This is a genomic window from Kitasatospora sp. CM 4170, from assembly GCF_032110285.1.
GTDB lineage: Bacteria > Actinomycetota > Actinomycetes > Streptomycetales > Streptomycetaceae > Kitasatospora > Kitasatospora aburaviensis.
The window spans coordinates 5,695,064-5,719,842 of the sequence record NZ_CP134877.1 but is presented as its reverse complement, the minus strand read 5'-3'; the positions used below and the strand labels follow the sequence as shown (position 1 = coordinate 5,719,842).

Here is a 24,779-nt window from a genome sequence, read left to right as displayed (position 1 = left end):
GGTCACTTCTTCTTCTCGTGCCCCGGCGCGACGTAGATGGTGTACCGGCCGTGCTCACCGCTCTTGACCACCGTGACCACCTTGTACCCGGCGTTCTTGAGGGTGGGCTGGATCGCGCGGTCGGTGTCGCCGGTCTGCGTGAAGTCCAGCACCACGACCTTCCACTCGTGCGCCTCGATACCGGCCTGGATCGCGGGCACCCCGACCTGCTGCTTGCCGGTGGCCGGGTCCTTGCGGTAGACCGCCACCAGGTCGTGCCACTGCTGCCAGTTGCTCGACTCGCGCAGGTAGTAGGCGGGCACGTTGTAGTTCTCGACCAGGTACCGGTCCGTGCCCTTGGAGACGTACGGCTCCAGCGCCGCCACGAAGGACTCGGTGTTCGACCACTCGCCGAACATCTCCCGGCCCTGGGCCGCCCCCGCCCAGCCGAGCGGGCCGATCACCAGGGCGGCGACCACGATCCCGGCCGTTACGTGGATCCGGTCCTTCAGCAGGACGACCACCCGGGCCAGCAGGGCGCCCACCACGATGCAGGAGAACCAGGCGCCGAAGTCGACGTGCTTCTGCAGCGAGAGCCAGGTGTGGATGCGGATCTGGTTCGCCGGCGCGAGCACGCCGGCGGTCAGCAGCACGGCGGCGAGGCAGGCCTCGGACCACGCGGCGCCGCCGCGCCGGCGCGCGGCCAGCAACTGCACCACCGCTCCGACCAGCGCCAGCACCACCAGGGCACCCACCCACTTGGCGGCCTCGGAGGCCACGTACGAGTAGGCGTCGTGCCCCGGAGCGCGCTTGAGCGTGGTGTGGTTGAAGCCGTTGACGTAGCGCTCGCCCGCCAGCAGGGCCGCGACGCCGACCCCGGCCACGAAGACCAGCAGGAGCTGCAGCCCGCGCTTCCACCGCACCCACGCACCGGGCGCCCCGCCCGCACCGGCGAAGACCGCGACGCCGCACACCACGGGCACCCAGAGCAGCGCGGCGTACTTGGTGCAGCCGGCCAGGGCCAGCAGCAGGCCGGACAGGACCAGGCTGGGGTAGCCGCCGCCGGTGGTCAGCCGCACCGCGAGGTAGCCGGCCCAGGCCAGCAGGGCCAGGGCCATCGAGTCGTAGGTGGCCAGGCCGCCCAGGAACTGGGTGGGCCCGAGCGCGGCGAAGGCCGCCGCCGCGCAGAAGGCGGCGAGGGAGCCGTGCAGCCGACGGGTCGCCAGGTGGACCGCCACCGTGGCGGAGAGCATGAACGCCATGCTCAGCAGTCGTGCGGTGGTCAGGCCGCCGAGCATGTCGGCCAGGGCCACGACCACCGGGTAGATCAGCGGCGAGCCGGAGAAGAAGGTCTCGTACGTCGCCACCGGGGTGCCGTGCGCGAGGTTGGCGATCTCCTGGTAGCCCGCGTAGATGTAGGTGCCCTCGTCAACGAAGGCGGTGTTGCTGCCGAGCAGGTGGAACGAGAGCGCGCCCTGGGCGAGCAGCACGGCCAGCAGCGGCAGCAGGTCCGGCTTGAGCCCGGGCCGGGGTATCCGGAGCGCCGGCTCCGCCGCCCGCCGCCGGCGTCCGCGCGGGGACGGCTGCTCGCCGCCGGACCGCCCGGAGGGTCCGCCGCCTCCCGGTCCCGCCCCCGGGCCGGCCGCACCGGGCGGGCGGACGCCCGCGGAGGTGAGCACGGGCCGCCGGGTGGACGCGGGCCGGATCCAACGGCCGTCGGCGCTCATCAGGTACTGCTCCTCAACTCAGGACCGCGCGCCCGGTGCGGCACGCCTCGGGCTCGGGACGACGAGTGGCGCCGGGGGCAGCCCGCAGCCCCGGCGCCGTGGATGTCCGCGGCGGGCGACGGCCCGCCGCGGGACCGGTTCAGCCGGTGAGCCAGCCGGCCGTGGGCGGGATCGCCGGCGGCGAGCTGGGGCCCGCGACGATCTTCACGATGTCGGCCTCCGGCAGTACCTGGTCCCAGGTCTGGATGTCCGCGACGGCCCCGTGCCAGGGGTCGCTCCACTGCCCGTTCGAGCTGAGCCGGCCCAGCTGGAGGGCGTTGGTACCGCTGCTCTGCACGGCGGCCGCCGGGGCCGAGGACTGCGCGGCGCCGTTGACGTAGAGGGTGATCTGCTTGGCCGCGGAGTCGTAGACGCCGGTCAGCAGGGCCCACTGGTTGACCGTCGCGTCGCCCTTGGCCCAGGCGATCGCCGAACCGCCGCCCTGGAGCTGCACCTTGAAGTACCAGAGCTCGTGGCCGTTGTTCGTGCCACGGCCGAGCGAGAAGGAGTAGTACGGGCCGTCGCCCTGGCTGACCGCGGAGCGGACCCCGTTCGGCACGTCGACGAACACCCGGGCGGACACGGTGAAGCTCTTGTTGACGTCGACGACCGGCTGGGCGCTCTGGGCGAAGGAGTTCTGCCCGCTGGGCAGCTTGAGGACCTGCGAGGGGAACCCGGCCACCGAGCCCGTCTTGGCGTCGGCGCCCAGGCCCAGCGCGGGGCCGCCCTTGCTCGCCGGCAGCGAGCCGACGGTCGGCGGGCCGGCGATGGGCTTCGGGGCCGCGGTCGGCGTCGCACTCGGGCCCTTGCTCGTCGCCTCGGCGGTCGGGGCCGCGGTCGGCTGGGCTGCCGGGTCGTCCTTCTTGTCGTCCTTGAGCAGCACCACACCGCCGGCGGCCGCGGCACCGACCACCAGCACGACCACCGCGGCCATGATGATCCGGAACCGGCGCTTGCGCTTGGCCTGCTCCTCGTTGGCGGCGGCCAGCGCCTCCCAGTCCGGGGTGGCGGCGGTCTGCGGCGGGAAGCCGTTCTGCTGCGGCCACTGCGGCGCGGGGGCCGCGGGCGCGGCGGACGGCACGGGCGCGGGCGGCATCAGGCCGACCGGCTGCACGGGCGCGCCGGGCTGGACGGGCGGACCGGGCTGCACGGGCACGGCAGGCGGCACGGGCGCACCGGGCTGCACGGGCGCACCGGGCTGCACGGGCGGACCGGGCTGCACGGGCGGACCGGGCTGCACGGGCGCGCCGGGCTGAACGGGCGGACCCGGCTGCACGGGCACGCCGGGCGGCGGGCCGAACGCGCCGACCGGCGGCGGCTGCGGCACACCGGCGGGCGGCTGCACCGCGGCCGGGGGCATCGGACCGGCCGGCGGCTGCACCGACACCGGCGGCACCGGTGCGGGCGCGGGCGCCGGAACCGGCGCCGGACCGGGCGCGGGAAACTGACCGGGCGCGGGCGCCGGAACGGCCGGCGGCTGCCCGGCGGCCGGCGGCACCGGACCGGCCGCGGGCTGCGCGGCGTCCGGCGCAGGCGGGCCGAAGGCGCCGGCCGGCGGCTGCTGCGGGGACCACCCCGGGGTCTGCTCCGGCTCGCCAGTCGGTACCGGTCGATCGCTCATGTGTCGGAATGGTAGGGCATCAGTGCCTCAACGCCCATGGAGGGTGTTGCGGCTGACGGGGCGGCCCGACGCTACGCCAGTCCGTTGTACGGAAGCTTCCACTTCTGCCCGACCGCGCCCGCGCACGGCTTGAGGGTCACCGCCGTCCCGTCCGCGAGGACACCGCCGACGGTGCTGAGGCACTGGCCCGACTCCATGTGCAGCAGGCTCTGGCCGGGCCCGGCCGCCCAGCGCTGCGGTGCCCCGCCGGTGCAGCGGGCCAGCGCCACGGTCCGGCCGTCCTCGGCCGGTGCCAGACAGGCCGCGCCGCCGCGCAGCGAGCCGTCGTTGCCGACCGTCCAGCCCGTCGACACCGCCTGGTCGCCGCAGGAGCCGACCGTCACCGGCGTCCCGGCCAGGCCCCCGCCGCCGTGCCGCAGGCAGATCCCGGGCGCGCCGGCCGGCACCTCGCCGGCCGGCAGGCCGACTCTGTTGTGGAAGGCGAACGCCCAGCTCTTCAGGCCGGTGCCGCCGCTCCAGATCTCGAAGCCCGCCTGCACCCGGCACAGGTACGACCCCGGCGGGACGTAACCGCGGATCAGGGCGTCGGCCGTGAACAGCCGCAGGTTCAGCCCGTGGGCGCTGTGCGTGTTCGCCGTCCGCACGTAGCTGATGACGCTGTGCGGGCCGGTGATCGGCGCCTGGAAGACGTCGTAGGTGGCGTCGCCCAGCGTCTGGGCGTCCGTCACCTTGCTCCCGGCCGGCTTGACGCTGTCGGTGGAGTCCAGCCAGATCATCACCTCGGCGCTCTCGCCCGGGGCGCAGTTGTCGGGGTTGGGCCCGTACCAGAGGTCGTAGGAGACGTTGTAGGAGCCGGTCGCCTGGGCCGTGGCGTCCCAGTCGCTGGTCGCGTCACCCAACGCGCTGACCGGGACGGGCAGTCCGCTCGCGCCCGGGGCGGTGGAGATGTTGGGGTAGCCGCCGGGGGCGAGCGGCGCCTTGGGGACGAAGTCGCGCAGCTCCGTCACCGTGAAGCCGGTCCCCTGGGTGTCCAGGCACAGCGTGCCGGAGGAGTTCCAGGGGTTGGTCTCGATCACCTTCGTGCCGCCGTCGACCAGCCGCTTGGGGAAGCGGACCTCGGGGGTCGAGCAGAGCCTGCCGGAGCCGCTGTCCACCGGGTCGTCGGCGCCGGCCGCCGCGGTGCTCCGCGCGGGTGCCGGGGTCGCCTCGGCCGTGCAGCCCAGGAGCAGCACGGCCACCGTGCCGTGGGCGAGCAGCGCCCGCGCCCCCCGCGCCAACCGTGCGGCAGTGCCCTCCACGATGTCCTCCCTCTCCTGGTGAACGGCCCAGCGGCCGCCAACCGTATACGTCTGCCCCCACATCACGATCGGAGATCGATCCCGGTTCCGGGCGCCCGGCCGGCGAGGAGGGTGGGATGCCGCGGGAGCCGGTCCCGTACGATCCTGACGTCCCAGTGGCCGCATGCTGAACGGCCTTGGGTGGATTTGGACCACTTCAATACGGTTTCCGGGGGAGAGCGACGTGACTGTCACCGAGAGTGCACAGCTCGCGGGCAGTAGGAGGGCGGCCGCCTCACGCCGCAGGAGCCGGCCGGACGCGAGCGCCCGGGTCCAGCGCGGACTGCTGCCGCAGCCGCCGGACGGTGTGGAGAAGTACTCCTACACCCGCAGCCACCTCTGGGTGCTCACCTGCTTCTCCCTCGTCAGCTTCGGCTCCATGGTGGCCAGCGAGATCGGCCTGGTCGGCGCCACCCCGTGGTTCTGGGTGTTCGTCCCGTTCCTGGCCTTCACGATCGTCTACTACCTGATATCCCGTTGGGTGCACGGCTTCAACGAGAGCTTCGACCTCAAGGCGCACCGCGCGCTGGTGAAGGCCTGGCGCCCGGAGCGGTACCCCACGGTCGACGTCTTCCTCCCGGTCGCGGGCGAACCGATCGAGGTGCTGCACAACACCTGGACCCACGTCGCCAGGCTGCGCGACCAGTACCCCGGCGAGGTCACCCCGTACGTCCTCGACGACAGCGACAGCCCCGAACTCGCGCAGATGGCCGTCGACTTCGAGTTCGTCTACGGCACCCGGAACAACCGCGGGTGGTTCAAGAAGGCCGGCAACCTCCAGTTCGGCTTCCGCAACTCCGACAGCGACTACATCCTCATCCTCGACGCCGACTTCGCGCCCCGGGCCGATCTGCTCGACGAGCTCCTCCCCTACATGGAGAACGATCCCGAGCTCGGAATCGTCCAGTCCCCGCAGTACTTCCGCATCCTCGACTCCCAGAACTGGATCGAGCGCGGCGCCGGGGCCGTCCAGGAGCTCTTCTACCGGACGGTCCAGGTCTCCCGGCAGCGCAACGACGGCGCGATCTGCGTCGGGAGCTGCGCCGTCTACCGGCGGGCCGCCCTGGAGCAGAACGGCGGCACCACGCTGATCGAGCACTCCGAGGACGTCCACACCGGCTTCGACCTGCGCCGGCTCGGCTGGAACCTGCACTACGTGCCGATCGCCCTGGCGGCCGGGGTCTGCCCCGACAACGTGGGCGGCTTCTTCAACCAGCAGTACCGCTGGTGCACCGGCTCGATGAGCCTGCTGGGCAGCCGGAAGTTCTGGAGCACCAAGCTCCGCCCGATCACCCGGATGTGCTACATGTCCGGATTCTTCTACTACATCCACACCGCGCTGTTCACCGTCATCTCCCCGCTGGTGCCGATCGTGCTGCTGATCACGCGGCCCGACCTGATCCGGTGGGAGAACACGATGCTGGTGATCCCGGGCCTGGTGTACGCGACGCTCATCTTCCCGCTCTGGCACCGCAACCCCTACCGGCTGGAGGCCTGGGCCGCCCGGATGATGTACGGCTGGGCCCACGTCTTCGCCATCTGGGACATCCTGCGCCGCAACCGGATGGCCTGGCAGCCGACCGGCTCCAGCGGCGCCCGGAAGAACAAGACCCGCCGGTTCTGGATCGGCGTGATCGCCTGGGGCGGCGGGACCGCCCTGGCCTGGGTCGGCTTCGGGATCTGGCGCATGCTCACCATGGGCGCGCTCAACTTCGCGCTGGTGCTCGCGTCCGGCCTCTTCTACGCCGTCATCGTGGGCCGCGTCCTGGTCCAGCCGCGTCCCACGGAAGCTGTGTGATCACCGTGTCCGCCCACCGCCGCCGGGCCGGCCGCCGCCCGCTCGCCCTGATCGCCGTGCTGACCGCCGGCCTGCTGCTGACCACGGCCTGCGGCCCCGAGGACCCGGGCTTCGCCGTCCCCGAGTCCGTCGCCGCGGAGGCGACCGGCACCGGGACCGCCGCCGCGGCCGCCCCGGGCCACCGGAAGCCGGCCGCCGGCGACGTCCCGTACGACGTCACGCCGCTGCTCAAGCCGAGCCGCAAGTACCTGGGGACGGCGCTGGACGACGTCCCCGCGAAGATGGACCCGCTGAGCAGCTTCACCGCGATGATCGGCAAGCAGCCGAACGTCGTGGAGTACTACGCGAGCTGGGGTGACGGCTTCGACACCGCCGGCGTCCGCCGGATCTACGAGGCCGGGGCGCTGCCGTTCATGGCCTGGGAGCCGCACTCCCCCTCGATGGCGGCGATCGCGGCCGGCGAGACCGACGACTACGTCAAGGGCGTGGCCAAGGCGGCCGCCAAGCTCAACCTGCCCATCGCCATCAGCATCGCGCACGAGATGAACGGCGACTGGTACCCGTGGGGCCGGCAGGCCGCCAGCGCCGCCGACTTCGTCGGTGCCTGGCGCCGGATCCACGACATCTTCGACCGGGCCGGCGCCACCAACGTGATCTGGGTCTGGAGCCCGAACATCACCGTCCCGGCGCCCAACACCCGGCTCGCGCCGTACTACCCCGGGGACGCCTACGTGGACTGGGCCGGCATGACCGGCTACTTCACCCTCACCGGCCCGAAGACCTTCGACACGCTCTACGGCGCGACCATGGCGGAGATCCGCGCCTTCTGCAAGAAGCCGTTCTTCATCAGCGAGACGGCCTCCCAGCAGGGGAAGCGCCAGCGCGCCGACATCGACCAGCTCTTCACCGGGATCGAGACGCACGACGACATCGTCGGGTTCGTCTGGTTCAACATGGTGAAACGGGCGGACTGGCGCATCGAGACCTCCCCGCCGTCGCTCGCGGACTACAAGCAGCGCGTGTCCGACCCTCGCTACGGCTTCGACATCCGGAACCCATGATGCCCTCAGAGACCGACTCCCCCTGGTTCACCCCGCACACCCCGATCCGGACGGCGAACGCCGAGGACACCGCGCAGGCCGGGAGCGGAGCGCACGGCCCCGGGCAGCCGGACGAGCCGGCCCGGCTGCCCGACCCGGCGTACGCGGACGGCCCCACGTACCCGGACGGCGCGGCGCACCCCGACGGCGCGGCGTACCCCGACGCGCCGGAGCAGCCGGACGCGCCGGAGCACCCGGGGGCCGCGGAGTACCGGCAGGACACCGCGTACCCGGACGGCCCCGCGTACCCGGAGGAGCAGACCCACCCGGTGGACACCGAGTACCCGGAGGAGGAGGCCCACCCGGACGGCCCCGCGTACCGGGACGAGCCCGCGCACCCCGGCGACGGCCCGGCTCCCGCCGACCCCCGGTTCCACCCCTCCGACGGCCCGCCCGTGGAGCTGGCCCCGTACACCATCCCGGCCGTCCCCGCGACCGGCTGGGACCCGGCGTCCAGCCCCCGGCGACGCTGGATCGGCCGCGCCCTGCTGTTCGCCGTGCTGGCCGTCCAGGCGGCGCTCTCGCTGCGCCTGCTCGGCGCCGCGCACCCCGACGAGGCCATCGCCATGATCGTCGGCCGCCAGGAGCTGAACCACCTGTTCGACGGCACCCCGATGACGACCGACCTGGTCGAGCGCATCCCCGGCGCGCCGTGGCTCTACCCGCCGCTGGCCGGCGCCGCCGCGAACGCGAGCGGGATCTTCGGGGCCCGGGTGGTCAGCCTGGTCCTGGCGCTGGTCACCACCGTCCTGGCCTACTCGCTGACCCGCCGGCTCTTCAACGAGCGCGTGGCCATCTGCGGCGCCGCCGCGTACGCCGTCGTGCAGTCCACCGTGGTGGTCGGCTTCTACGCGGCCCCGGACGCCCTCGCGATCGCCCTGGTCGCGGTCACCGCCTGGATCGTCGTCCGCACCGCCCGCGCCCCGGTGGCCCTGGTGCTGCTGGCCGCGCCGGTGGCGGCCCTCGCGGTCGCCGCGGAGTACGCCGCGGTGGTCGCCCTCCCCGCCGTGCTCGCCCTCGCGGTGCTCTCCGCCTCGGCCCGGAAGGGCCGCGGCCCGGCCGCCCTGCGGGCGCTGCTCCTGGCCGTGGGCACCGTCGGGCTGCTGCTGCCGTTCGGCCTGCTGGACGACGTCGCGGCCTGGTCGCCCACCCAGGGCCACGAGGCCCGGTCGGCCGGCTCCGTCCTGCTCTCCGCGGCCCAGTGGAGCGGCCTGTTCACGCTGCTCGCCTGCGCCGGGGCGGCCGCCTACGTGCGGCGCGAGCGGATGTACGAGTCGCCCGAGGACGACGAGATCACGGCCACCCGGCTGCGCCGCGCCGCGCTGAGCATCACCCTGTGCGGGACGGCGCTGCTGATCCCGGTCCTGTACGCCTGCCTGGGCACCTCCGGCGTGATGTTCCGGCACCTCGGGTTCGGCATGCTCTTCGCCGCGCCGCTGGCCGGCGTGGGCATCACCAGGCTGGTCGGCGCGCACTTCCGCAACCCCCAGCTGGGCATCCTGGCGTGGGTGGTGCTGCTCGCCCTCGGGCTGGAGCAGGCGTCCCTGCGGTACCAGGACGGCCCCGACTCCGGCCGGCTGCTCAGCGTGCTGCGCCTGCACGCCCAGCCGCACGGCGGCCGCTACCTCACCGAGGTGGAGGGGCTGCCGGAGTACTACCTGGGCAGCGTCAGCAAGCCCGACCAGTGGTTCTCGGCCCGCCGGGGCACCGAGTACCAGGACCGGGCCGGCGTGGTGCACCGCGGCGACGACGGCACGGTCACCGCCGTCCGGGACGGCTGGTTCAACCTGGTCGTCCTCGACAGCACCGCGCCGAGCGCCATGAACCGGGCTCTCGCGGACGCTCTCGGGGCCGGCGGGCACTACCGCCTGATCGCTCAGTTCAGCTCCCCGACCGGCGATTCCGGCACGTACAAAGTGTTCCTCCGGTACTGAGCGCGACGGGCCCGCAACTCGGGCCCCGCGACACGCCCGCCACTACATATGGGGCCGTCATACTCAGCCGCCACTAGATGTATGCTCGTCCCTGCTGTCGACGCAGGGGAACCCGGTGGGAATCCGGGACTGCCCCGCAGCGGTGTGCGGGCGGCTCCCATGCAGAGCCCGCGAGTCCGAGTACCTGCCGACGGTGTGCCGGTCGACCTCCCCGCAGAGGCCTTCAGCACCAGCAGTACTTCCGGGCCTCGCGGGCGGGCCGGGGATGACACCGTCGCGCGACGCCGTCCGGCTGCCGCGCCGTGCTCCCCTGCCCCGAACGGCCCGGTGATTCGATCCACCGCCGCCGATCGCCGCCAGGAGAGAGCGCCTTGACCACCGCTGCCTCAGCCACCCTGCCCACCCAGGGGACCAGCTCCGCCACCGCCGACCCGACGGTCACCGACCCGGGCGGCGCTCTGCTGCGGGTGCTGACCGACCGCAGCGCCGACCTTCCGCAGGTGGACCCCGGCCATGTCGCCGCCGCCGCGCTGCGCGGCCGCCACGCCGGCTCGGACTTCGCCGAGCTGCGCGGGCTGGCCGTGGACGCCGCAGCGTCGATGATCGCCGAGGACCCGCAGTACTCGAAGCTGGCCGCCCGGCTGCTCGCGCTGGAGATCGTCGACGAGGCCGCGACCCAGGGCGTGGTCTCCTTCTCCACCTCGATCGCGGTCGGCCACGCCGAGGGTCTGATCGGCGACACCACCGCCGCCCTCGTGGCGAAGCACGCCGCCGTCCTCGACGGCCTGATCGACCCGCAGGGCGACGACCGCTTCGAGTACTTCGGCCTGCGCACCGTGCAGTCCCGCTACCTGCTGCGCCACCCGATCACCCGCAAGGTCGTCGAGACCCCGCAGCACTTCCTGCTCCGCGTCGCCTGTGGCCTGGCGGTCGGCGACAACGAGCAGTCGGTGCGCGAGGTGGCCGAGCTGTACCGCCTGATGAGCCGGCTGGAGTACCTGACCTCCTCGCCGACCCTCTTCAACTCGGGCACCCGGCACCCGCAGATGTCGAGCTGCTACCTGCTGGACTCGCCGCTCGACAACCTGGACTCGATCTACTCCCGGTACGCCCAGATCGCCCGCCTCTCCAAGCACGCCGGCGGCATCGGCCTCTCCTACTCGCGGATCCGCTCGCGCGGCAGCCTGATCCGGGGCACCAACGGCAAGTCCAACGGCATCGTCCCGTTCCTGCGCACCCTCGACTCCTCGGTCGCCGCCGTCAACCAGGGCGGCCGTCGCAAGGGCGCGGCCTGCGTCTACCTGGAGACCTGGCACGCGGACATCGAGGAGTTCCTGGAGCTGCGCGACAACACCGGTGAGGAGGCGCGCCGGACCCACAACCTGAACCTGGCGCACTGGATCCCGGACGAGTTCATGCGCCGGGTCAACGCGAACGAGGACTGGTCGCTGTTCTCCCCGGCCGACGTGCCGGAGCTGGTCGACCTCTGGGGCGAGGACTTCGACGAGGCCTACCGCAAGGCCGAGCTGGCCGGCAAGGCCGTCCGCACCATCCCCGCGCAGACCCTCTACGCCCGGATGATGCGCACCCTGGCGCAGACCGGCAACGGCTGGATGACCTTCAAGGACGCCTCCAACCGCGCCGCCAACCAGACCGCGCTGCCGGGCCGGACGGTCCACTCGTCCAACCTGTGCACGGAGATCCTGGAGGTCACGGACGACTCCGAGACCGCCGTCTGCAACCTCGGCTCGGTCAACCTCGGCGCCCACGTGGCCGAGGGTGCGTCGACCGCCGACCTGATCGGCGCGATGGACTGGGAGCGGCTGGACGCCACCGTGCGCACCGCCGTGACCTTCCTCGACCGCGTGGTGGACATCAACTTCTACCCGACCGTCGAGGCCGGGACGTCGAACTCCCGCTGGCGGCCGGTCGGCCTCGGCGTGATGGGCCTCCAGGACGTCTTCTTCAAGCTGCGGATCGACTTCGACTCCGCCGAGGCGAAGGCCCTCTCCACGCTGATCGCCGAGCGGATCATGCTCACCGCGTACGAGCGCTCCGCCGACCTGGCCGAGCAGCTGGGCCGCCACGAGGCGTACGGCGAGACCCGCGCCGCCCGCGGCGAGCTGCACATCGACCACTTCCCGTCGGCCGCCCCGCAGTGGGCCGACCGCTGGGCCGCGCTGCGCACCCGGATCGCCGAGACCGGCCTGCGCAACTCGCTGCTGCTGGCCATCGCGCCGACCGCCACGATCGCCTCGATCGCCGGTGTGTACGAGTGCATCGAGCCGCAGGTGTCCAACCTGTTCAAGCGCGAGACGCTGTCGGGCGAGTTCCTGCAGGTCAACCCCTACCTGGTGCGCGAGCTCAAGGAGCTGGGCGTCTGGGACCAGCAGACCCGCGACGCGCTGCGCGACGCCAACGGCTCGGTCCAGGAGCTCAACTGGCTGCCGGCCGAGATCCGTTCGCTGTACCGGACGGCCTGGGAGCTGCCGCAGCGCGCGCTGATCGACCTGGCCGCGGCGCGCATGCCGTACCTCGACCAGAGCCAGTCGCTGAACCTCTTCATGGCGGCGCCGACCATCGGCAAGCTCAGCTCGATGTATGCGTACGCGTGGAAGGTCGGTCTGAAGACCACCTACTACCTGCGCTCGCGCCCGGCGACCCGGATCGCCCAGGCCGCGTCCGGGACCGCCCGCACGGCCGTGCCCGTGCCCACCCCGACCATGACCCAGGAGGAGCAGGACGCCATCGCCTGCTCCCTGGAGAACCCCGAGTCCTGCGAGGCCTGCCAGTGAGCACCCCCGAAGACCGCAAGATGCTGCTCGACCCCGGGTTCGAGCTGACCCTGCGCCCGATGCGCTACCCGTCGTTCTACGACCGGTACCGGGACGCGATCAAGAACACCTGGACGGTGGAGGAGGTGGACCTGCACTCCGACGTCGCCGACCTCGCCAAGCTGAGCGAGGGCGAGCGGCACATGATCGGCCGGCTGGTCGCCTTCTTCGCGACCGGTGACTCGATCGTCGCGAACAACGTGGTGCTGAGCCTCTACAAGCACATCAACTCCCCGGAGGCGCGGCTCTACCTGAGCCGGCAGCTGTTCGAGGAGGCCGTGCACGTCCAGTTCTACCTGACGCTGCTGGACACCTACCTGCCCGACCCGGAGGACCGCAACGCGGCCTTCGCCGCGGTGGAGAACATCCCCTCCATCCACCAGAAGGCCCAGTTCTGCTTCAAGTACATGAACGCGGTCGACCACATCGACTCGCTGAAGACGAAGGAGGACAGGCGGGCGTTCCTGCTCAACCTGATCTGCTTCGCCGCGTGTGTGGAGGGCCTGTTCTTCTACGGGGCCTTCGCGTACGTGTACTGGTTCCGGAGCCGGGGTCTGCTGCACGGTCTGGCGACCGGCACCAACTGGGTGTTCCGCGACGAGTCCATGCACATGGACTTCGCGTTCTCCGTGGTGGACACGGTTCGCGAGGAGGAGCCCGACCTCTTCGACGAGGAGATGGCCAAGCAGGTGACGGAGATGCTGGAGGAGGCCGTCGAGGCCGAGCTCCAGTTCGCCCAGGACCTGTGCGGTGACGGCCTGCCGGGCATGAACACCGCGTCGATGCGCCAGTACCTGGAGGCCGTCGCCGACCAGCGGCTGGCCCGCCTCGGCCTGCCGATCCGGTACGGGTCCAGCAACCCGTTCGGGTTCATGGAGCTGCAGAACGTCCAGGAGCTGACGAACTTCTTCGAGCGCCGGGTGTCTGCCTACCAGGTCGCGGTAGAGGGCTCCGTCTCCTTCGACGACGACTTCTAGGTCGTCGGAGAAGCAGCGAAACGAAAGAGGTGCCCCGCACGGCCACAGCCCGTGCGGGGCACCTCTGTTGTTTCAGTCGGTCGGAAAGTCGCCGACCTTGACCCCGGCGATGAAGGAGGCCCAAGCCTCACCGGCGAAGAGCAGCGCCGGCCCGTCCGGATCCTTCGAGTCTCGGACGGCCATACCCGCCGGCACCGCCCGCCGGGTCTCCACACACTCGTTCGCCTGGGCGCTGTAGCTGCTCTTGTACCAACCCCGAGCGGCGATCTCCGGCACGGTCATGCGCTCACACCCCTGTCCGATCTCGTCGTCACGTCTCCGCCGCAATGGCCGCGATCATATCCAGCGACTTCATCGGGTCCAGAGCAGCCGATCGCAGGTACTCGAAGACCAGGCCGTAGCCGTCCAGCTCGCCCTGCTGCTCCAGGTAATGGCTGCTCGTCAGCGTCTCCAGAAACACCGCACCGGGAGTCGGCGAGTCCGAGAAGCCGTACATCACGAAGGCGCCGCACGCACCCGCGGTCGCGCCGACATCCAGTGGCACCACCTGCAGCGTGACGTTGGGAAGCTGCGCCATCTCCGCCAGGTGCGCCAACTGCTCCCTGTGGACATCCGGTCCTCCCACCGGGCACCTGAGCGCAGGCTCCCAGATGATCGCCCAGAATCGGGCCGGATCCGGCTTCGCGAGGACTTCCTTCCGCTCCATCCGGATCTCGACCAGCTGGTCGATGCGCTCCGGCCGCACGGCTGCAGGATTCGCTTCGAGCAGGGCCCGGGCATAGCGCCTCGTCTGCAGCAATCCCGGCACAACCATGGTCTGCCACATCCGGATGTACCGAGCATCGTCTTCGAGCCCGAGTACGTCGACGTAGGCCGACGGGATCGTGTCACCGTAGTCGTGCCACCAGCCGCGCTTCTTGCTCTCCCTGGACAGCGCTTCGAGAGCTTCGCGCTCCCTGTCGCGCACCCCGTACAGATCCAGAAGGATGCCGAGGTCCAGCCGTCGAACACCCGACGCCCCGGTCTCTATGCGGCTGATCTTGGCGCGGGAGCAGGCAAGCGCCTGCGCCGCGTCATCGGTGCCCTTACCCGCAGCCTCCCGTAGCCGGCGAAGCTCCGAGCCAAGTCGACGGGCACGGACGGTCGGCCTCGGTTCATCAGCCATGCGCGGATCCTCTCCCTGACGATGCCAGTCTGCCTCGTGACGATGCGTCAATCCAGCGAAGGCATATCTGCAACGTTGCATTCGTAGCGCTTGCAGATCTCGCCGATACGGGTGCATGCTACCTGGAGTAGTGGGCCACACCACACAGAGTGATCATGGTGGGCCCATCACCGGGCATTCCTATGCCTTCTTCAGCGCTCTTCACCCCGCACCCCTCGGAGGTGGCCCTGCCATGCCCGAAACCGTCTCCCCTTCCCACACCGCCCCCACCGAACACGCCTGCTGGCTGCCCCGGCACCTGAGGTCCGCCGGTGCGGCACGGCGCGAACTCCGCCGCTTCCTCGCCGACCACCCCGGCACCGAAGGCCTGCTCTCCACCGGCGAGTTGCTGCTCTCCGAGCTGGTCACCAACTCCATCCGGCACGCCCGCACGCCGCGCGGGCGCCTGATCCAGATCCGCTTCAGGCTCGCGGACGACCTGCTCCGCATCGAGGTGCACGACGCCGACAGCGCCGAGCCCGCACTCCGCGACGCCTCGGACTCCGACGAAGCCGGCCGAGGCCTGCTCCTCGTCCACGAGTTGGCCACCCAGTGGGGCTGTTGCCCCCGCGCCGGCGGCATCGGCAAGTTCGTCTGGTGCCACGTCGCTCCCGAGACGGCCGCCGCGTGAGCGCCGTCCGGGCCGGGATCGCGGGCATCATGCTGCCCGCCGTCTTCCCGACCCTCGACCACGCGCTCCCCGTCCTCTGGGACCACGTCCGAGCGCGCCCCGTCCGCGAGGCCCACCGCGACTTCATCCGCGTGTGCATCGGGCCCGGCCGCGGCGACGGCGTCGCCCGCTGTCTCGACCGCGGCGGCCTCTGGAGCACCACCCTCTACGTCGGCTCCCTCACCCGCTGGACCGCCCACCCCATCACCATCACCACCCATCACCCCTGAACTCCCGTTGCTCCTGCCCGGCGCGAGCGCCGGGCAGGAGCAACCAACCCACCAGACCGATTTCTCGTTCTCGAAAGATCGAGTTCTTGACCCCGCACCCGGGCAGTCGGGAACATCGAACGAGAAGCCAAGGGGAGGAAGCAGTCGTGAAGCTGACCGAACTAGACAGCTCCTGCGACAACGGGCCATGCCCGACGATCTACGCCACTGACACCGGGGAACTGGTCGTACAGGGCTTCAAGGTGGACGACCCGGAAGCGCTGGCCATGATGCAGCTTCCTGACACCGAGACCGCCGTACGCATCCCGATCGACCTCCTGACGAGGGTTGCCCGTGACCATCTCTCCTGACGCCTTCGGCCGACTCTTCGACGACTTCCAGCAGGAAGCGTTCCGACTGGAGACGCTGGACGACTACAGCAAGTCCGGCAGCGTCGACGCCTATCAGGCATTCCTGGCCGGAGAGTCTAAGCCTGCCGACTACAACGCCAGGTGGCTGGCACAGGTCCACCGGAACACCGACGCCGGCCGCCGCATGTACCGGGTTCACATCCTGACCCGACCTCTCACCCGGTACCTCCAGTTCGAACTCGGCTGGGGATACCGGACGAACGCCACGGCCGGCGAGGAGTTCTTCATCCTCGACATCACGGAGAAGTCGAACCCTCTCGACGGCGTTCCCGACTTCTGGATGTTCGACGAGTCCGCAACCGTCTCCATGACCTACGACGACGAAGGTGGATTCCTCGGAGCGGAGGAGGAGCCCGACGTGCAGAAGTGGATTCACTGGCGAGACACGGCTCTGAGCCATGCCGAGCCGTTCGCCGACTGGTGGGAGCGGCACGGCAGCTAGTGAGAGGACACATCGGTAGCACGCTGCGGGAACTGCGGAAGGCCAGCGGTAAAGAGGCCAAAGCAGTCGCCCGCAGCGCTGCCATGTCTCCGTCCAAGTTGAGCCGCATCGAGACGGGAAAGCTCGCACCGACAGCGATGGATGTCGACCGCATCCTCGCGGCCATCGGGGTGTCCGATGAAGTTCGGGCCGGATTGGTGGAGACAGCCCGTCGAGAAGCCACCGAGGCCACGGCATGGCGCCTCTACCGGCGCAGCGGATTTCACTTGCACCAGGACGCCATCCGCTCCGTTGAAGCCGAGACTGCGATTCAACGGGTCTTCCAACCGTCCTGCATCCCTGGCCTGTGCCAGACACCGGAGTACGTTCGGGCAATCCTCGGCGCCAAGGGCCTGACAGCGGAGATGCTGTCACGGACCATCGGTGCCCGGCTCCAACGCCAGGCCGTACTCTTCGAGCCCACCAAGTCCTTCCGCTACCTGATCACGGAATCGGTGCTGCGCTGGCGGCTTGTATCGCCGCCCGAGATGGCCGTCCAACTGGACCGGCTCATCACTCTCTCTCGCCTCCCCAACATCTCGTTCGGCATCGTGCCACTCTCGACCCCCATGACGGAAGCGCCATCCTCATCGTTCGTCGTCTACGACAATCGGATGGTCATCGTGGAGATCCCCCATGCAGAAATCACCACCAGCGAGCCGAAAGATGTGGAGCTGTACCTGGAACGGTTCAGTCGGTTCGAGCTCCAGGCCCTGACCGGTGACGCAATGCGGGAGATGGTCGGAAGCATCCGTGACGAGTTCCTGCGGGAACACAAAGGAATCCAGCCAGGGGGAACCGGAACACGCTGATGGCGGCCCCAGCGGAGCCTCCGCGGGGGCCGCCATCAGCGTGGCCGTCAGGCGTTCTGATTCCTACTCTTCCCGCCCTGCCCGATATCCCATCGGACAGGGCGGGCCGGACTTCTTGACCGGCACCGACTCCACCGGAGCCTTGGTGACGCAGGAAGTCGGCCGGTCCGACCTCCTGCGCACGAGTTCGACGAACCGCCCGGGCACTGCGACCCCGCCACTCGCCCGCACAAGGGGTCGCAGGAGATGAATATGCGCGCCATTCCAAGGATCCCGAGAGGAGTTCTTTCGGGAACAGGAAAGTGCGCCGGACCGACCCCCGCTCGCCCCTAACTTGGTGACTCACCGAAACGATCCGCGAGTTACGGGAGTCCTCGATGTCCGCTGCGGGTTCCGCACAGCCGACCGAGCCGAAGAGTCGCCGGACGCAGGCAGAGCTCATGGAGCGGGTCGACAACAACCCGGTTCGGAAGGACCTCACCACCGGGGGCCTTGTCGAAGTGGTGGGCCTCCGGGACGGCCGGGCACTGGTCCGGCCGCTGTTCGAGCCGGCCGCCCCGCCGCGGCAGGTGCCCGTCGACCAGCTCACCACGCGCATCAGCCTGTGGGGCTGACCGACCTCCCGCGGATCCACTCTCCCAACACCGGAAGGTGCAGGCGATGACCGATCACAACCTCTACGAACTCGATTTCTCCCGCATCCAGTTCAACCGCGCGTGCGGCGGCAACCAGGGCGGGGGCGACGACGGCGAGTCGTGCGTGACCCTCGGTGCGGTGCCGCACGCCCCCGGCGTCTTCGCCCTGGGCGACAGCAAGCGCCCCGACCGCGAGCCGCTGCTGTTCACCGCCGAGGAGCTGACCACCGCCGGGATCGACCCCGCGCGGTTCGGCCTGTCCGTCTGACGCCGGCCCGACCGCCCCGACCGCCCGCAGTCCCGTGCGGGCGGCCGGGCGGGGTGCGAATGCCCGGAGGAGAAGCGCAGTTGCACTTCCACGGCTACGAATGGGCCGGTGACGGCCGGCTGTTGGCGAAGGAGTCGGAGCGGCGGCCGGTCGAGGGCGCAGGGTTCCGCCTCTCCGAGCTACCACCCCTGATGACCGGCTGGTGGCTGCTGCGCCCGGCCGCTCAGATCCGTGGCACCTGGGAAACGCCCACCGCTGCGGCCGACTGGCTCGCGGAGCGATACGCGGAGCACACGCCCGCCGGCGATCCCTGGCTGCCGCTCGAAGCCCGGCGCCGCCGAGCGGTCGACCAACTGGCCAACGCCTCGGACGTCGTGTGGGCCCGCTGGGTGTCCGACGTCCGATGGTCGGGCCACTACGTGATCGCCTGCCCCAACAGGACACATCCGAACATCCCCTGCCCGGCGCCGGGCAGGGACGGTGCCCCCTCCGCGCGCCGCCCGTCCGGATGAACTCCCGAGCCACACCGGTGCCATGCCTCCGTGCACGATCCGCCCCCGGCTACGGTCCGGCCGACAGCCGAACGAAAGGGGCCCACCATGGCGACCGGAATCCTCGATTACGGAAGCGACGCGATCGTCCAGCTCATGAACGTCGCGGAGGAGGACTGGACCGAGCAGGAGCTCAAGGACGCGCTCCAGCGGGCGATCATGCTGGAACTCTCCACCATCCCGCCCTACGCCACCGCCCTCTGGTCGATCACCGACCCGGACAACAACAAGCCGGTCCGCCACACCATCCGCGAGATCATCTTCGACGAGATGTCGCACTTCGGGCTGGTCTGCAACATGCTCACCACCATCGGCGGCACGGTCGAGCTCACCGACCCCGCCACCGTGCCGAAGTACCCGGGTCAGCTGCCCGGCGGCGTCAACCCCGGCCTGGAGGTGTACCTCAGCGGACTCACCCGCGATTCGGCCTGTCTGTTCTCCGAGATCGAGAAGCCCGAGCACCCGCTCGCCTTCGCGCCCGACGGCAACACCATCGGCGCGTTCTACCAGCGCATCGCCAATGTCTTCCCCAAGTTCGCCGACCTCATCACCGGGCATCGGCAGGTGGAGTTCCCGCTCACGAGCCACGGCGCCGGCAACGACATCGTCCCGATGAACCGCATCGACGACGTGCTCGCCGCCATCCACATCATCCAGACCCAGGGCGAGGGCACCGACGCCTCCCCGGAGAACCCCTTCCCCGGCGACCCGGGCGAACTCGCCCACTACTACGCCTTCAAGGAGATCGCGGTCGGCAAGAAGCTCGTCCGCGACGAGCAGACGGGGAAGTACGACTTCAACGGCGCCGACGTCCCGCTGCCCGACACCTCACCGGTCGCCCGGGTCCCCCAGGGCGGCTGGATCAACTCCCCCGGCAACGAGCCCGACGCCACCACCGCCGAGCGGCTGCACACCTTCAACCAGCACTACAGCGACATGCTGCGCGCCCTCAAGGCCGCCTGGGGCGACGCCGGAAGCGGTTCGCTCGGCCAGGCCATCGGACACATGCGGCAGATGCGTCTCACCGCCCAGCAGATCAACGGCATCAAGCTCCCCCTCGACCCCCGCTTCACCTACGGCCCGGAGTGGCTCTTCCTCCCGTAGCCCGCAGCCCCTGGGCCCCCGAGCCCCTGGCCCCGGACAGCCCGAAGGCCGGTGCGGAGCCTCCGCACCGGCCTTCAACACGCCTTCAACAGGCCTTCGGCCGTTACTCGTTCGGCACGGTCGCGTACCGCGGCGTCCCCTCGGCCATCTGCCGCAGGGCGTCCTTGCGGTCCCGCTTCGACAGCTTGTCGATGTAGAGGGTGCCGTACAGGTGGTCCGTCTCGTGCAGCAGGCAGCGGGCGAAGAAGCCGGTGCCCTCGACCCGGATCGGCTCGCCGTCCTTGTCCACACCGGTCACCGCCGCGAAGTCCGGGCGCGGCAGCTCGGCGTAGGCGGTGGGCACCGACAGGCAGCCCTCGTTGCTGTCGTCCAGCTCCCGGCGGCGGTCGGCCGGGTACTCCTCCAGCTTCGGGTTGATCACGTGGCCGATGTGGCGCACGCCCTCGTCGTCCGGGCAGTCGTAGACGAAGACCTTGAGGTCCACACCGATCTGGTTGGCCGCGAGGCCCACGCCCTCGGCCGCGTACATCGACTGGAACATGTCGTCGATCAGTGCGGACAGCTCGCCGTCGAACGCGGTGACGTCCTTGACCTCGCGGTGCAGGACGGGGTTGCCGACCACGGTGATCGGGCGCGCGGTGCCCTTGGTGAGGTCCGGCTCCTCTCCGACCACCTTCGGGTTCGGGTTCTCGTCGTGCTCGTGCTGCTCGGTCTGCTCCGCCATGTCTTCCGCTTCCATAGGGCTACGCGTACCTCACCAGGGTACTCAGCAGACTTCTTCGAGATCCCGGTACGCCCTCGACCCCGGGGAGGCCGCGGCCCAGCGGTCCAGCAGCGTCCGCACCAGGTGCGCCGGCGCCGCGATCCCGCACTCCCGCTCCACCAGCCAGGACATCCCGGCCGCGCCGCCCTGGCTGAGGTGGCTCAGGTGGCCCGGGTGGGCGGCGTCGCCGTCGTCGTGCGGATCGTGGTGGGCGGTGTGCCCGTCGTCGGCGGCCATCCGGCTCTCCGAGCAGGCCCGGCAGAGCAGCCGCACCGACGACGTCCAGTCCTCCGCCGCGTAGCCGGCCTCCGCGACCAGCCGCTCCAGCGCGTCCCGGTCCGCCGCCGTCGCGGCCTGCAGCAGCACCACGTACGTCGGCACCGGGGACGGCGCCCACAGCTCGATCTCGTCGAACACCGGGTAGGCCACACCGTCGGTGACCCGCTCGCCGTGCGGGGCACCGTCGTGCAGCACGACCTCCCCCCAGCGTCTGCCGGAGGACGGCAGCGGGATCGACAGCACCTCGATCCGGGCCGGGTCCAGCCGCCGGCCCCAGACCACCTCGGACTCGCCGTCCGGGGAGAGCCGCACCGGCGTCGTCCCGAGGTCCAGGCTCACCGGCCCGTCCGGCTGCGCACCGGGGCCGCCCGGCAGCCGCAGGCCGTACGCCTGCCAGGCCCGCCGCGCCAGCGGCCAGTCCTGCAGCGCCGTCGCCGTGATCCCCAGGTTCCACCAGTCGGGGGCGCCCTGCTCGCGGTCCAGCAGCGCCACCGCCCGCAGGCCGGCCGCCCGCGCCTGCTCCCAGTCCCGGCGGAACTTGTGCAGCAGCGCGAGGTTGAACCAGGAGTCCGACAGCCACGGCTCCAGGTCGGCCGCCATCACCAGCAGCGCACCCGCGTCCTCGTACCGGCCGTCGCCGATCAGCGTGAAAGCCCGGTCGGTCGTCTGCCGCCAGGTGGCGGACGGCCGGTGCCGTGCCCGGTGGAAGATCCTCACGTTCGTCCCTGCCGTCGTCGTCCGCTCAAGTCCCGTATCCGCTCCCGCGTCACGGGCCCGGTTCCCCGGGTCGGTGTTCCACGCTACGACCGCATCCAACCACGCCCGCCGCCGCCCGCGCTCCCCACCGCCGTGGTTGCCCCCGCGGCCGGCGCCCGCCCCTACCCAGCCTGCCCGCCCCGCCGCCGTGCCTCAACCCCAGCAGGCCAGCGTTCCGAACGGACCCCCGGACACCGCCGGGACCGTCAGCCGCGGACCCGGACGAGGGCGTCCACCACCCGTGCGTCGTAGACCCGCCCCCGGCCCAGCCGCAGCGCCTCCAGCACCTCCAGCCGCCCCACCGCCTCGCCCACCCCGCGCCGGCGCGCCGCCGTCAGCAGGTCGTCGTGCGCGTTGGCCACCCGGATGATCCGGGCCGCCAGCGGCACCTCGCCGTCCGCTCCGGAGGGACCGCCCTGCCACGGGTCGGCCAGCCGGGCCACCTGCTCGGCCACCTTCCGCGGCACCCCGGTCCGCATGATCACCTCGCTGCCGAGCCTGGCGATCCGCCGCTGCTCCTCGTCCGGGAGCAGGGCCGTCGCCCCGTCCGGCACCGGCTCGACCAGCGACAGCTGCCCGACGTCGTGCATCAGCGCCGCGTACTCCAACAGGGCGAGCTCACGGGTGCCCAACCCCAGCTCGCGCCCGACCGCGCACGCCGTGTCGGCCACCCGGCGGGCGTGGCCGGGCGGGGTGTAGCCGGCCACCTCGGTGGCCCGGGCCAGGCTGGCGATGGTCTGCCCGGTGGTGGCCCGGACGGCGGCGGCCCGGCGGAACGACACCTGGGCCAGCAGCAGCGGTGCGCAGAACAGCGGCAGCGCCCAGAGCCCCACCTCGCCGGCCGCCAGGCTGACCAGCAGCCCGGTCGCGGCGATCGCGGACCCGATCCCGAACAGCGAGCGCAGCTCGTCCTCCAGCGCCGCCGGGAACCGCAGCCCGCTCCGGGCCCGCCGCAGCACCGCCGCGAGGCTGGCGTCGCAGAGCGCGGCGAGCGCGGCCACCAGGGTCAGGAACACCCCGTACACCGGCCCGTCCGCGGAGAACCGGTCCACCGCACCGCTGGTGTAGAGCGGCTGGAAGATCGCCGCCGCGAAGCCCGCCCCGAGCAGCCGCCGGGCCGCGCCGTCCAGGCGGACCGGGTCCCGCCAGGGCGCCTGCCGGTGCCGGCGGGCGCCGTGCGGCAGCAGCAGGGCCGGCAGCAGCGCGAGCAGCAGGCCCGCGCCGGTCACCGCGGCCGCCTGGAACACCCCGTGCCCGGTCGGCAGCCCGCGCAGCGGGCCCAGCAGCGCGTACGCCAGCGCGCCGGCCGCCCCGATCGGCGCCTGCTCCCGGTCGCCCGGCAGGGTGATCCGGACGCACTCGCCGAGCGCGATCAGCACCGTGAAGGCCAACGCCACACCCGGCTCGGCCACCCCGCGCACCGCGACCACCCCGAAGGCCATGGCCAGCAGCGCGAGCGCGGCGCCGTGCACCATCGCCACCCCGCCGTACACCGCCCCGGGGAGCGGCCCGCCCGCGGCCCGCCGGGACGGCCTCCGGGCACCCCCGGTCGCCGCGATCACGACGGCCCGGCCGTCGGGACGCTGCCGCCCTGCGCGGGCACCCGACGCGGGGCCGCCCGGGCCGGCTCGGGGACGCCGAGCGGGATGTCCGGCACCGCCGCGATGCAGTCGCCGGACGGCGGCAGCACCGGCTGCCAGTCGTGCACCGCGAGCGCGTCGACCAGCGCCCGGACCATCACCGGGTCGAACTGGCTGCCCGCGCAGCGCTCCAGCTCGGTCACCGCCTCCGCCACCGGCCGGCCGCGGCGGTAGGAGCGGGTGGAGGTCATCGAGTCGAAGGCGTCGGCGACCGAGATGATCCGGGCGAACTCCGGGATCTGCTCCCCCACCAGCCCGCTCGGGTAGCCCCGGCCGTCCACCCGCTCGTGGTGGTGCAGGATTCCGGCGTGCGCCTCGCCGAGGAAGGCGATCCCGCGGACCAGCTCGTACCCGTGCACCGGGTGCACCTCCACCGCCCGCCGCTCGGCGTCGTTGAGGGGACCGTTTCTGCGCAGCAGCTCGGTGGCGACGCCCAGCTTGCCGACGTCGTGCAGGATCCCGGCGTAGCGCAGGGTGCGCAGCCGCTCGGCCTCCATGCCGAGCTGATCGGCGATCAGCACGGCCGCCTTGCCGACCCGCTCGCTGTGCCCGCGGGTGTAGGCGTCCTTGATCTCGACGGCCTGCACCAGCGCCTGGACGGTGGCCTGGTGGGCGTCGCGCTCGCGGTGGCCCTGGGCGAACACCCAGGCCGAGATGGAGAGCGGCAGCAGCGCCAGCAGCGCCGCGAACGCGCCGTACGGGCCCTGCCAGAGCACCGCGACCATCAGCCCGCCGGCCGCGTGGACCAGCACCGGCAGGCCGATCGCGGTGGCCGGTCCGCGCAGCAGCACGGTCGCCGGCCGGCCCTCGGCGAGCACCAGCATGCCGCTCACCAGGACGCTGTTGACCAGGCAGAACGCGCCCAGCGCGGCGCACCCCGGGAGCAGCGCGGCGGGGAACCGGGAGCCGAGCAGCAGCTGCGGCCCGGAGAGCAGGTGGAAGACCGCCGAGGAGGCGAAGGCGGAGAGCCCGAGCTGTGCACCGTTCCAGACCCGCCGCCCGCGGTTCGACTCGGCGTAGCCGAGCAGCGCGGGCGGCACCGCGACCAGCGCGGCGGCGGCCGGCGGCAGCATCAGCACCCCGGCGAACAGCACCGGGAAGAAGGCGTTGGCGCAGGGCCGGGCCGGTGGCCGGTCGGCCAGCGGCGCCCGGCGCAGCAGCACCCTGACCAGTCGCAGGCAGGGTGTGGTCAGCCCCTGGGCGAGCGACTCCCAGCAGCCGTGCAGGAAGGACAGCAGCCCGACCTTGGGCCAGTCGACGGGGGCGCCGAGCCAGCGCGGCACGCCGAGCGGTCCCGGCACCGGCAGCAGCGGCAGCAGGCAGCAGAGCGCCGCGACCGGCACGGCCAGCAGGTAGCCCACCGCGCCCGGCGGCAGGTCCGCCTCTCCCCTGTCGGTAGCGATCTCGACCTCCCCGCGTCCTGGCCCGCTCAGCACTCGGCCCACCGGGGGCCCCGGCGGTGAGTGTCCGTCAGGAGGATAGGCCGCCGTTCCGGCGTGGGGACGCATGATCGCGGAATGCCGCAGTTGGCGCACCGCCAACTCACTCGAACGAGTGACGGCGCACGCAAGGAGCACGGGGGCGGCCCCGGAGCACACGCTCCGGGGCCGCCTGATCCGTTCCTCCGGCC

At 71.8% G+C, this 24,779-nt stretch carries 23 protein-coding genes and 1 riboswitch; of the genes, 14 read left to right on the top strand and 9 right to left on the bottom strand.

Going from position 1 to position 24,779, the window contains the following annotated elements; translation table 11 throughout:
- Positions 1-2: 2 nt before the first annotated feature.
- The 3 genes from RMN57_RS24505 to RMN57_RS24495 form a co-directional block, all read right to left on the bottom strand.
- Positions 3-1,706, bottom strand: a complete 1,704-nt coding sequence (locus RMN57_RS24505) for a hypothetical protein (protein ID WP_313765477.1) — start codon at positions 1,704-1,706, stop codon at positions 3-5.
- Between the two features lie 139 nt (positions 1,707-1,845).
- A complete protein-coding gene (locus RMN57_RS24500; protein WP_313765476.1) occupies positions 1,846-2,901 on the bottom strand; it encodes a LamG domain-containing protein in 1,056 nt (351 codons plus the stop codon).
- Between the two features lie 536 nt (positions 2,902-3,437).
- A complete protein-coding gene (locus RMN57_RS24495) occupies positions 3,438-4,664 on the bottom strand; it encodes a GH12 family glycosyl hydrolase domain-containing protein (protein ID WP_313765475.1) in 1,227 nt (408 codons plus the stop codon).
- Between the two features lie 418 nt (positions 4,665-5,082).
- Between RMN57_RS24495 and RMN57_RS24490 the strand changes: the two genes are divergently transcribed.
- The 5 genes from RMN57_RS24490 (at position 5,083) to RMN57_RS24470 (ending at position 13,346) form a co-directional block, all read left to right on the top strand.
- Positions 5,083-6,501: a glycosyltransferase family 2 protein gene (locus RMN57_RS24490; RefSeq protein WP_313767949.1), complete on the top strand. Its 1,419-nt coding sequence runs from the start codon at positions 5,083-5,085 to the stop codon at positions 6,499-6,501.
- Complete coding sequence (locus RMN57_RS24485; RefSeq protein WP_313765474.1) at positions 6,498-7,562, top strand: glycosyl hydrolase; 1,065 nt, start codon at positions 6,498-6,500, stop codon at positions 7,560-7,562. The genes RMN57_RS24490 and RMN57_RS24485 overlap by 4 nt, the downstream gene beginning before the upstream one ends.
- Positions 7,559-9,535, top strand: a complete 1,977-nt coding sequence (locus RMN57_RS24480; RefSeq protein ID WP_313765473.1) for a glycosyltransferase family 39 protein — start codon at positions 7,559-7,561, stop codon at positions 9,533-9,535. The genes RMN57_RS24485 and RMN57_RS24480 overlap by 4 nt, the downstream gene beginning before the upstream one ends.
- Positions 9,536-9,599: 64 nt before the next feature.
- Positions 9,600-9,742, top strand: a riboswitch (cobalamin riboswitch).
- A gap of 188 nt (positions 9,743-9,930) precedes the next feature.
- Entirely contained in the window at positions 9,931-12,330 is a 2,400-nt protein-coding gene (locus RMN57_RS24475) for a ribonucleoside-diphosphate reductase subunit alpha (protein ID WP_313767948.1), read from the top strand.
- A 20-nt stretch (positions 12,331-12,350) separates the two neighbouring features.
- Positions 12,351-13,346 carry a ribonucleotide-diphosphate reductase subunit beta gene (locus RMN57_RS24470; RefSeq protein ID WP_313767947.1) on the top strand — a complete coding sequence of 332 codons (996 nt, stop codon included), beginning with the start codon at positions 12,351-12,353 and terminating at the stop codon, positions 13,344-13,346.
- 72 nt (positions 13,347-13,418) lie between these two features.
- Here RMN57_RS24470 and RMN57_RS24465 read toward each other — a convergent pair whose 3' ends face one another.
- Positions 13,419-13,628, bottom strand: coding sequence for a DUF397 domain-containing protein (locus RMN57_RS24465; protein WP_313765472.1), 210 nt, complete (start codon positions 13,626-13,628; stop codon positions 13,419-13,421).
- Between the two features lie 28 nt (positions 13,629-13,656).
- Positions 13,657-14,511, bottom strand: a complete 855-nt coding sequence (locus tag RMN57_RS24460) for a helix-turn-helix transcriptional regulator (RefSeq protein ID WP_313765471.1) — start codon at positions 14,509-14,511, stop codon at positions 13,657-13,659.
- A gap of 232 nt (positions 14,512-14,743) precedes the next feature.
- Here RMN57_RS24460 and RMN57_RS24455 point away from each other — a divergent pair, with 232 nt between their 5' ends.
- From RMN57_RS24455 to RMN57_RS24415, 9 genes are all read left to right on the top strand, one after another.
- Positions 14,744-15,181: an ATP-binding protein gene (locus RMN57_RS24455; protein ID WP_313765470.1), complete on the top strand. Its 438-nt coding sequence runs from the start codon at positions 14,744-14,746 to the stop codon at positions 15,179-15,181.
- Positions 15,178-15,450 (top strand): hypothetical protein, encoded by a 273-nt coding sequence (locus tag RMN57_RS24450; protein WP_313765469.1) that lies wholly within the window; start codon positions 15,178-15,180, stop codon positions 15,448-15,450. Before RMN57_RS24455 ends, RMN57_RS24450 begins: the two co-directional genes overlap by 4 nt.
- A 146-nt stretch (positions 15,451-15,596) precedes the next feature.
- Positions 15,597-15,800, top strand: coding sequence for a hypothetical protein (locus RMN57_RS24445; RefSeq protein ID WP_313765468.1), 204 nt, complete (start codon positions 15,597-15,599; stop codon positions 15,798-15,800).
- Complete coding sequence (locus RMN57_RS24440; RefSeq protein ID WP_313765467.1) at positions 15,784-16,302, top strand: DUF6879 family protein; 519 nt, start codon at positions 15,784-15,786, stop codon at positions 16,300-16,302. The genes RMN57_RS24445 and RMN57_RS24440 overlap by 17 nt, the downstream gene beginning before the upstream one ends.
- A complete protein-coding gene (locus RMN57_RS24435) occupies positions 16,227-17,153 on the top strand; it encodes a helix-turn-helix transcriptional regulator (protein ID WP_313765466.1) in 927 nt (308 codons plus the stop codon). Before RMN57_RS24440 ends, RMN57_RS24435 begins: the two co-directional genes overlap by 76 nt.
- Before the next feature lie 377 nt (positions 17,154-17,530).
- Complete coding sequence (locus RMN57_RS24430) at positions 17,531-17,767, top strand: hypothetical protein (protein WP_313765465.1); 237 nt, start codon at positions 17,531-17,533, stop codon at positions 17,765-17,767.
- Between the two features lie 46 nt (positions 17,768-17,813).
- Positions 17,814-18,056: a DUF397 domain-containing protein gene (locus RMN57_RS24425; RefSeq protein ID WP_313765464.1), complete on the top strand. Its 243-nt coding sequence runs from the start codon at positions 17,814-17,816 to the stop codon at positions 18,054-18,056.
- A gap of 59 nt (positions 18,057-18,115) precedes the next feature.
- Positions 18,116-18,568, top strand: coding sequence for a hypothetical protein (locus RMN57_RS24420; RefSeq protein ID WP_313765463.1), 453 nt, complete (start codon positions 18,116-18,118; stop codon positions 18,566-18,568).
- Between the two features lie 87 nt (positions 18,569-18,655).
- Complete coding sequence (locus tag RMN57_RS24415; protein ID WP_313765462.1) at positions 18,656-19,711, top strand: ferritin-like protein; 1,056 nt, start codon at positions 18,656-18,658, stop codon at positions 19,709-19,711.
- 103 nt (positions 19,712-19,814) lie between these two features.
- Here the strand turns inward: RMN57_RS24415 and def are convergent, their stop codons facing one another.
- From def to RMN57_RS24395, 4 genes are all read right to left on the bottom strand, one after another.
- Complete coding sequence (def, locus tag RMN57_RS24410) at positions 19,815-20,435, bottom strand: peptide deformylase (protein ID WP_313765461.1); 621 nt, start codon at positions 20,433-20,435, stop codon at positions 19,815-19,817.
- A gap of 42 nt (positions 20,436-20,477) precedes the next feature.
- Positions 20,478-21,470 carry a hypothetical protein gene (locus RMN57_RS24405; RefSeq protein ID WP_313765460.1) on the bottom strand — a complete coding sequence of 331 codons (993 nt, stop codon included), beginning with the start codon at positions 21,468-21,470 and terminating at the stop codon, positions 20,478-20,480.
- Between the two features lie 245 nt (positions 21,471-21,715).
- Positions 21,716-22,984 (bottom strand): HD domain-containing phosphohydrolase, encoded by a 1,269-nt coding sequence (locus tag RMN57_RS24400; protein ID WP_313767946.1) that lies wholly within the window; start codon positions 22,982-22,984, stop codon positions 21,716-21,718.
- A gap of 83 nt (positions 22,985-23,067) precedes the next feature.
- Positions 23,068-24,585 carry an HD-GYP domain-containing protein gene (locus RMN57_RS24395; RefSeq protein ID WP_313765459.1) on the bottom strand — a complete coding sequence of 506 codons (1,518 nt, stop codon included), beginning with the start codon at positions 24,583-24,585 and terminating at the stop codon, positions 23,068-23,070.
- Between the last annotated feature and the right edge of the window lie 194 nt (positions 24,586-24,779).

Coding starts and splice junctions, on each gene's coding strand:
- RMN57_RS24505 (WP_313765477.1), bottom strand. CDS start 1,706: ATGAGCGCCGACGGCCGTTGGATCCGGCCCGCGTCCACCCGGCGGCCC.
- RMN57_RS24490 (WP_313767949.1), top strand. CDS start 5,083: ATGGTGGCCAGCGAGATCGGCCTGGTCGGCGCCACCCCGTGGTTCTGG.
- RMN57_RS24480 (WP_313765473.1), top strand. CDS start 7,559: ATGATGCCCTCAGAGACCGACTCCCCCTGGTTCACCCCGCACACCCCG.
- RMN57_RS24470 (WP_313767947.1), top strand. CDS start 12,351: ATGCTGCTCGACCCCGGGTTCGAGCTGACCCTGCGCCCGATGCGCTAC.
- RMN57_RS24465 (WP_313765472.1), bottom strand. CDS start 13,628: ATGACCGTGCCGGAGATCGCCGCTCGGGGTTGGTACAAGAGCAGCTAC.
- RMN57_RS24460 (WP_313765471.1), bottom strand. CDS start 14,511: ATGGCTGATGAACCGAGGCCGACCGTCCGTGCCCGTCGACTTGGCTCG.
- RMN57_RS24455 (WP_313765470.1), top strand. CDS start 14,744: ATGCCCGAAACCGTCTCCCCTTCCCACACCGCCCCCACCGAACACGCC.
- RMN57_RS24430 (WP_313765465.1), top strand. CDS start 17,531: ATGTCCGCTGCGGGTTCCGCACAGCCGACCGAGCCGAAGAGTCGCCGG.
- RMN57_RS24425 (WP_313765464.1), top strand. CDS start 17,814: ATGACCGATCACAACCTCTACGAACTCGATTTCTCCCGCATCCAGTTC.
- RMN57_RS24420 (WP_313765463.1), top strand. CDS start 18,116: ATGCCCGGAGGAGAAGCGCAGTTGCACTTCCACGGCTACGAATGGGCC.
- RMN57_RS24415 (WP_313765462.1), top strand. CDS start 18,656: ATGGCGACCGGAATCCTCGATTACGGAAGCGACGCGATCGTCCAGCTC.
- def (WP_313765461.1), bottom strand. CDS start 20,435: ATGGCGGAGCAGACCGAGCAGCACGAGCACGACGAGAACCCGAACCCG.
- RMN57_RS24400 (WP_313767946.1), bottom strand. CDS start 22,984: ATGGTGCACGGCGCCGCGCTCGCGCTGCTGGCCATGGCCTTCGGGGTG.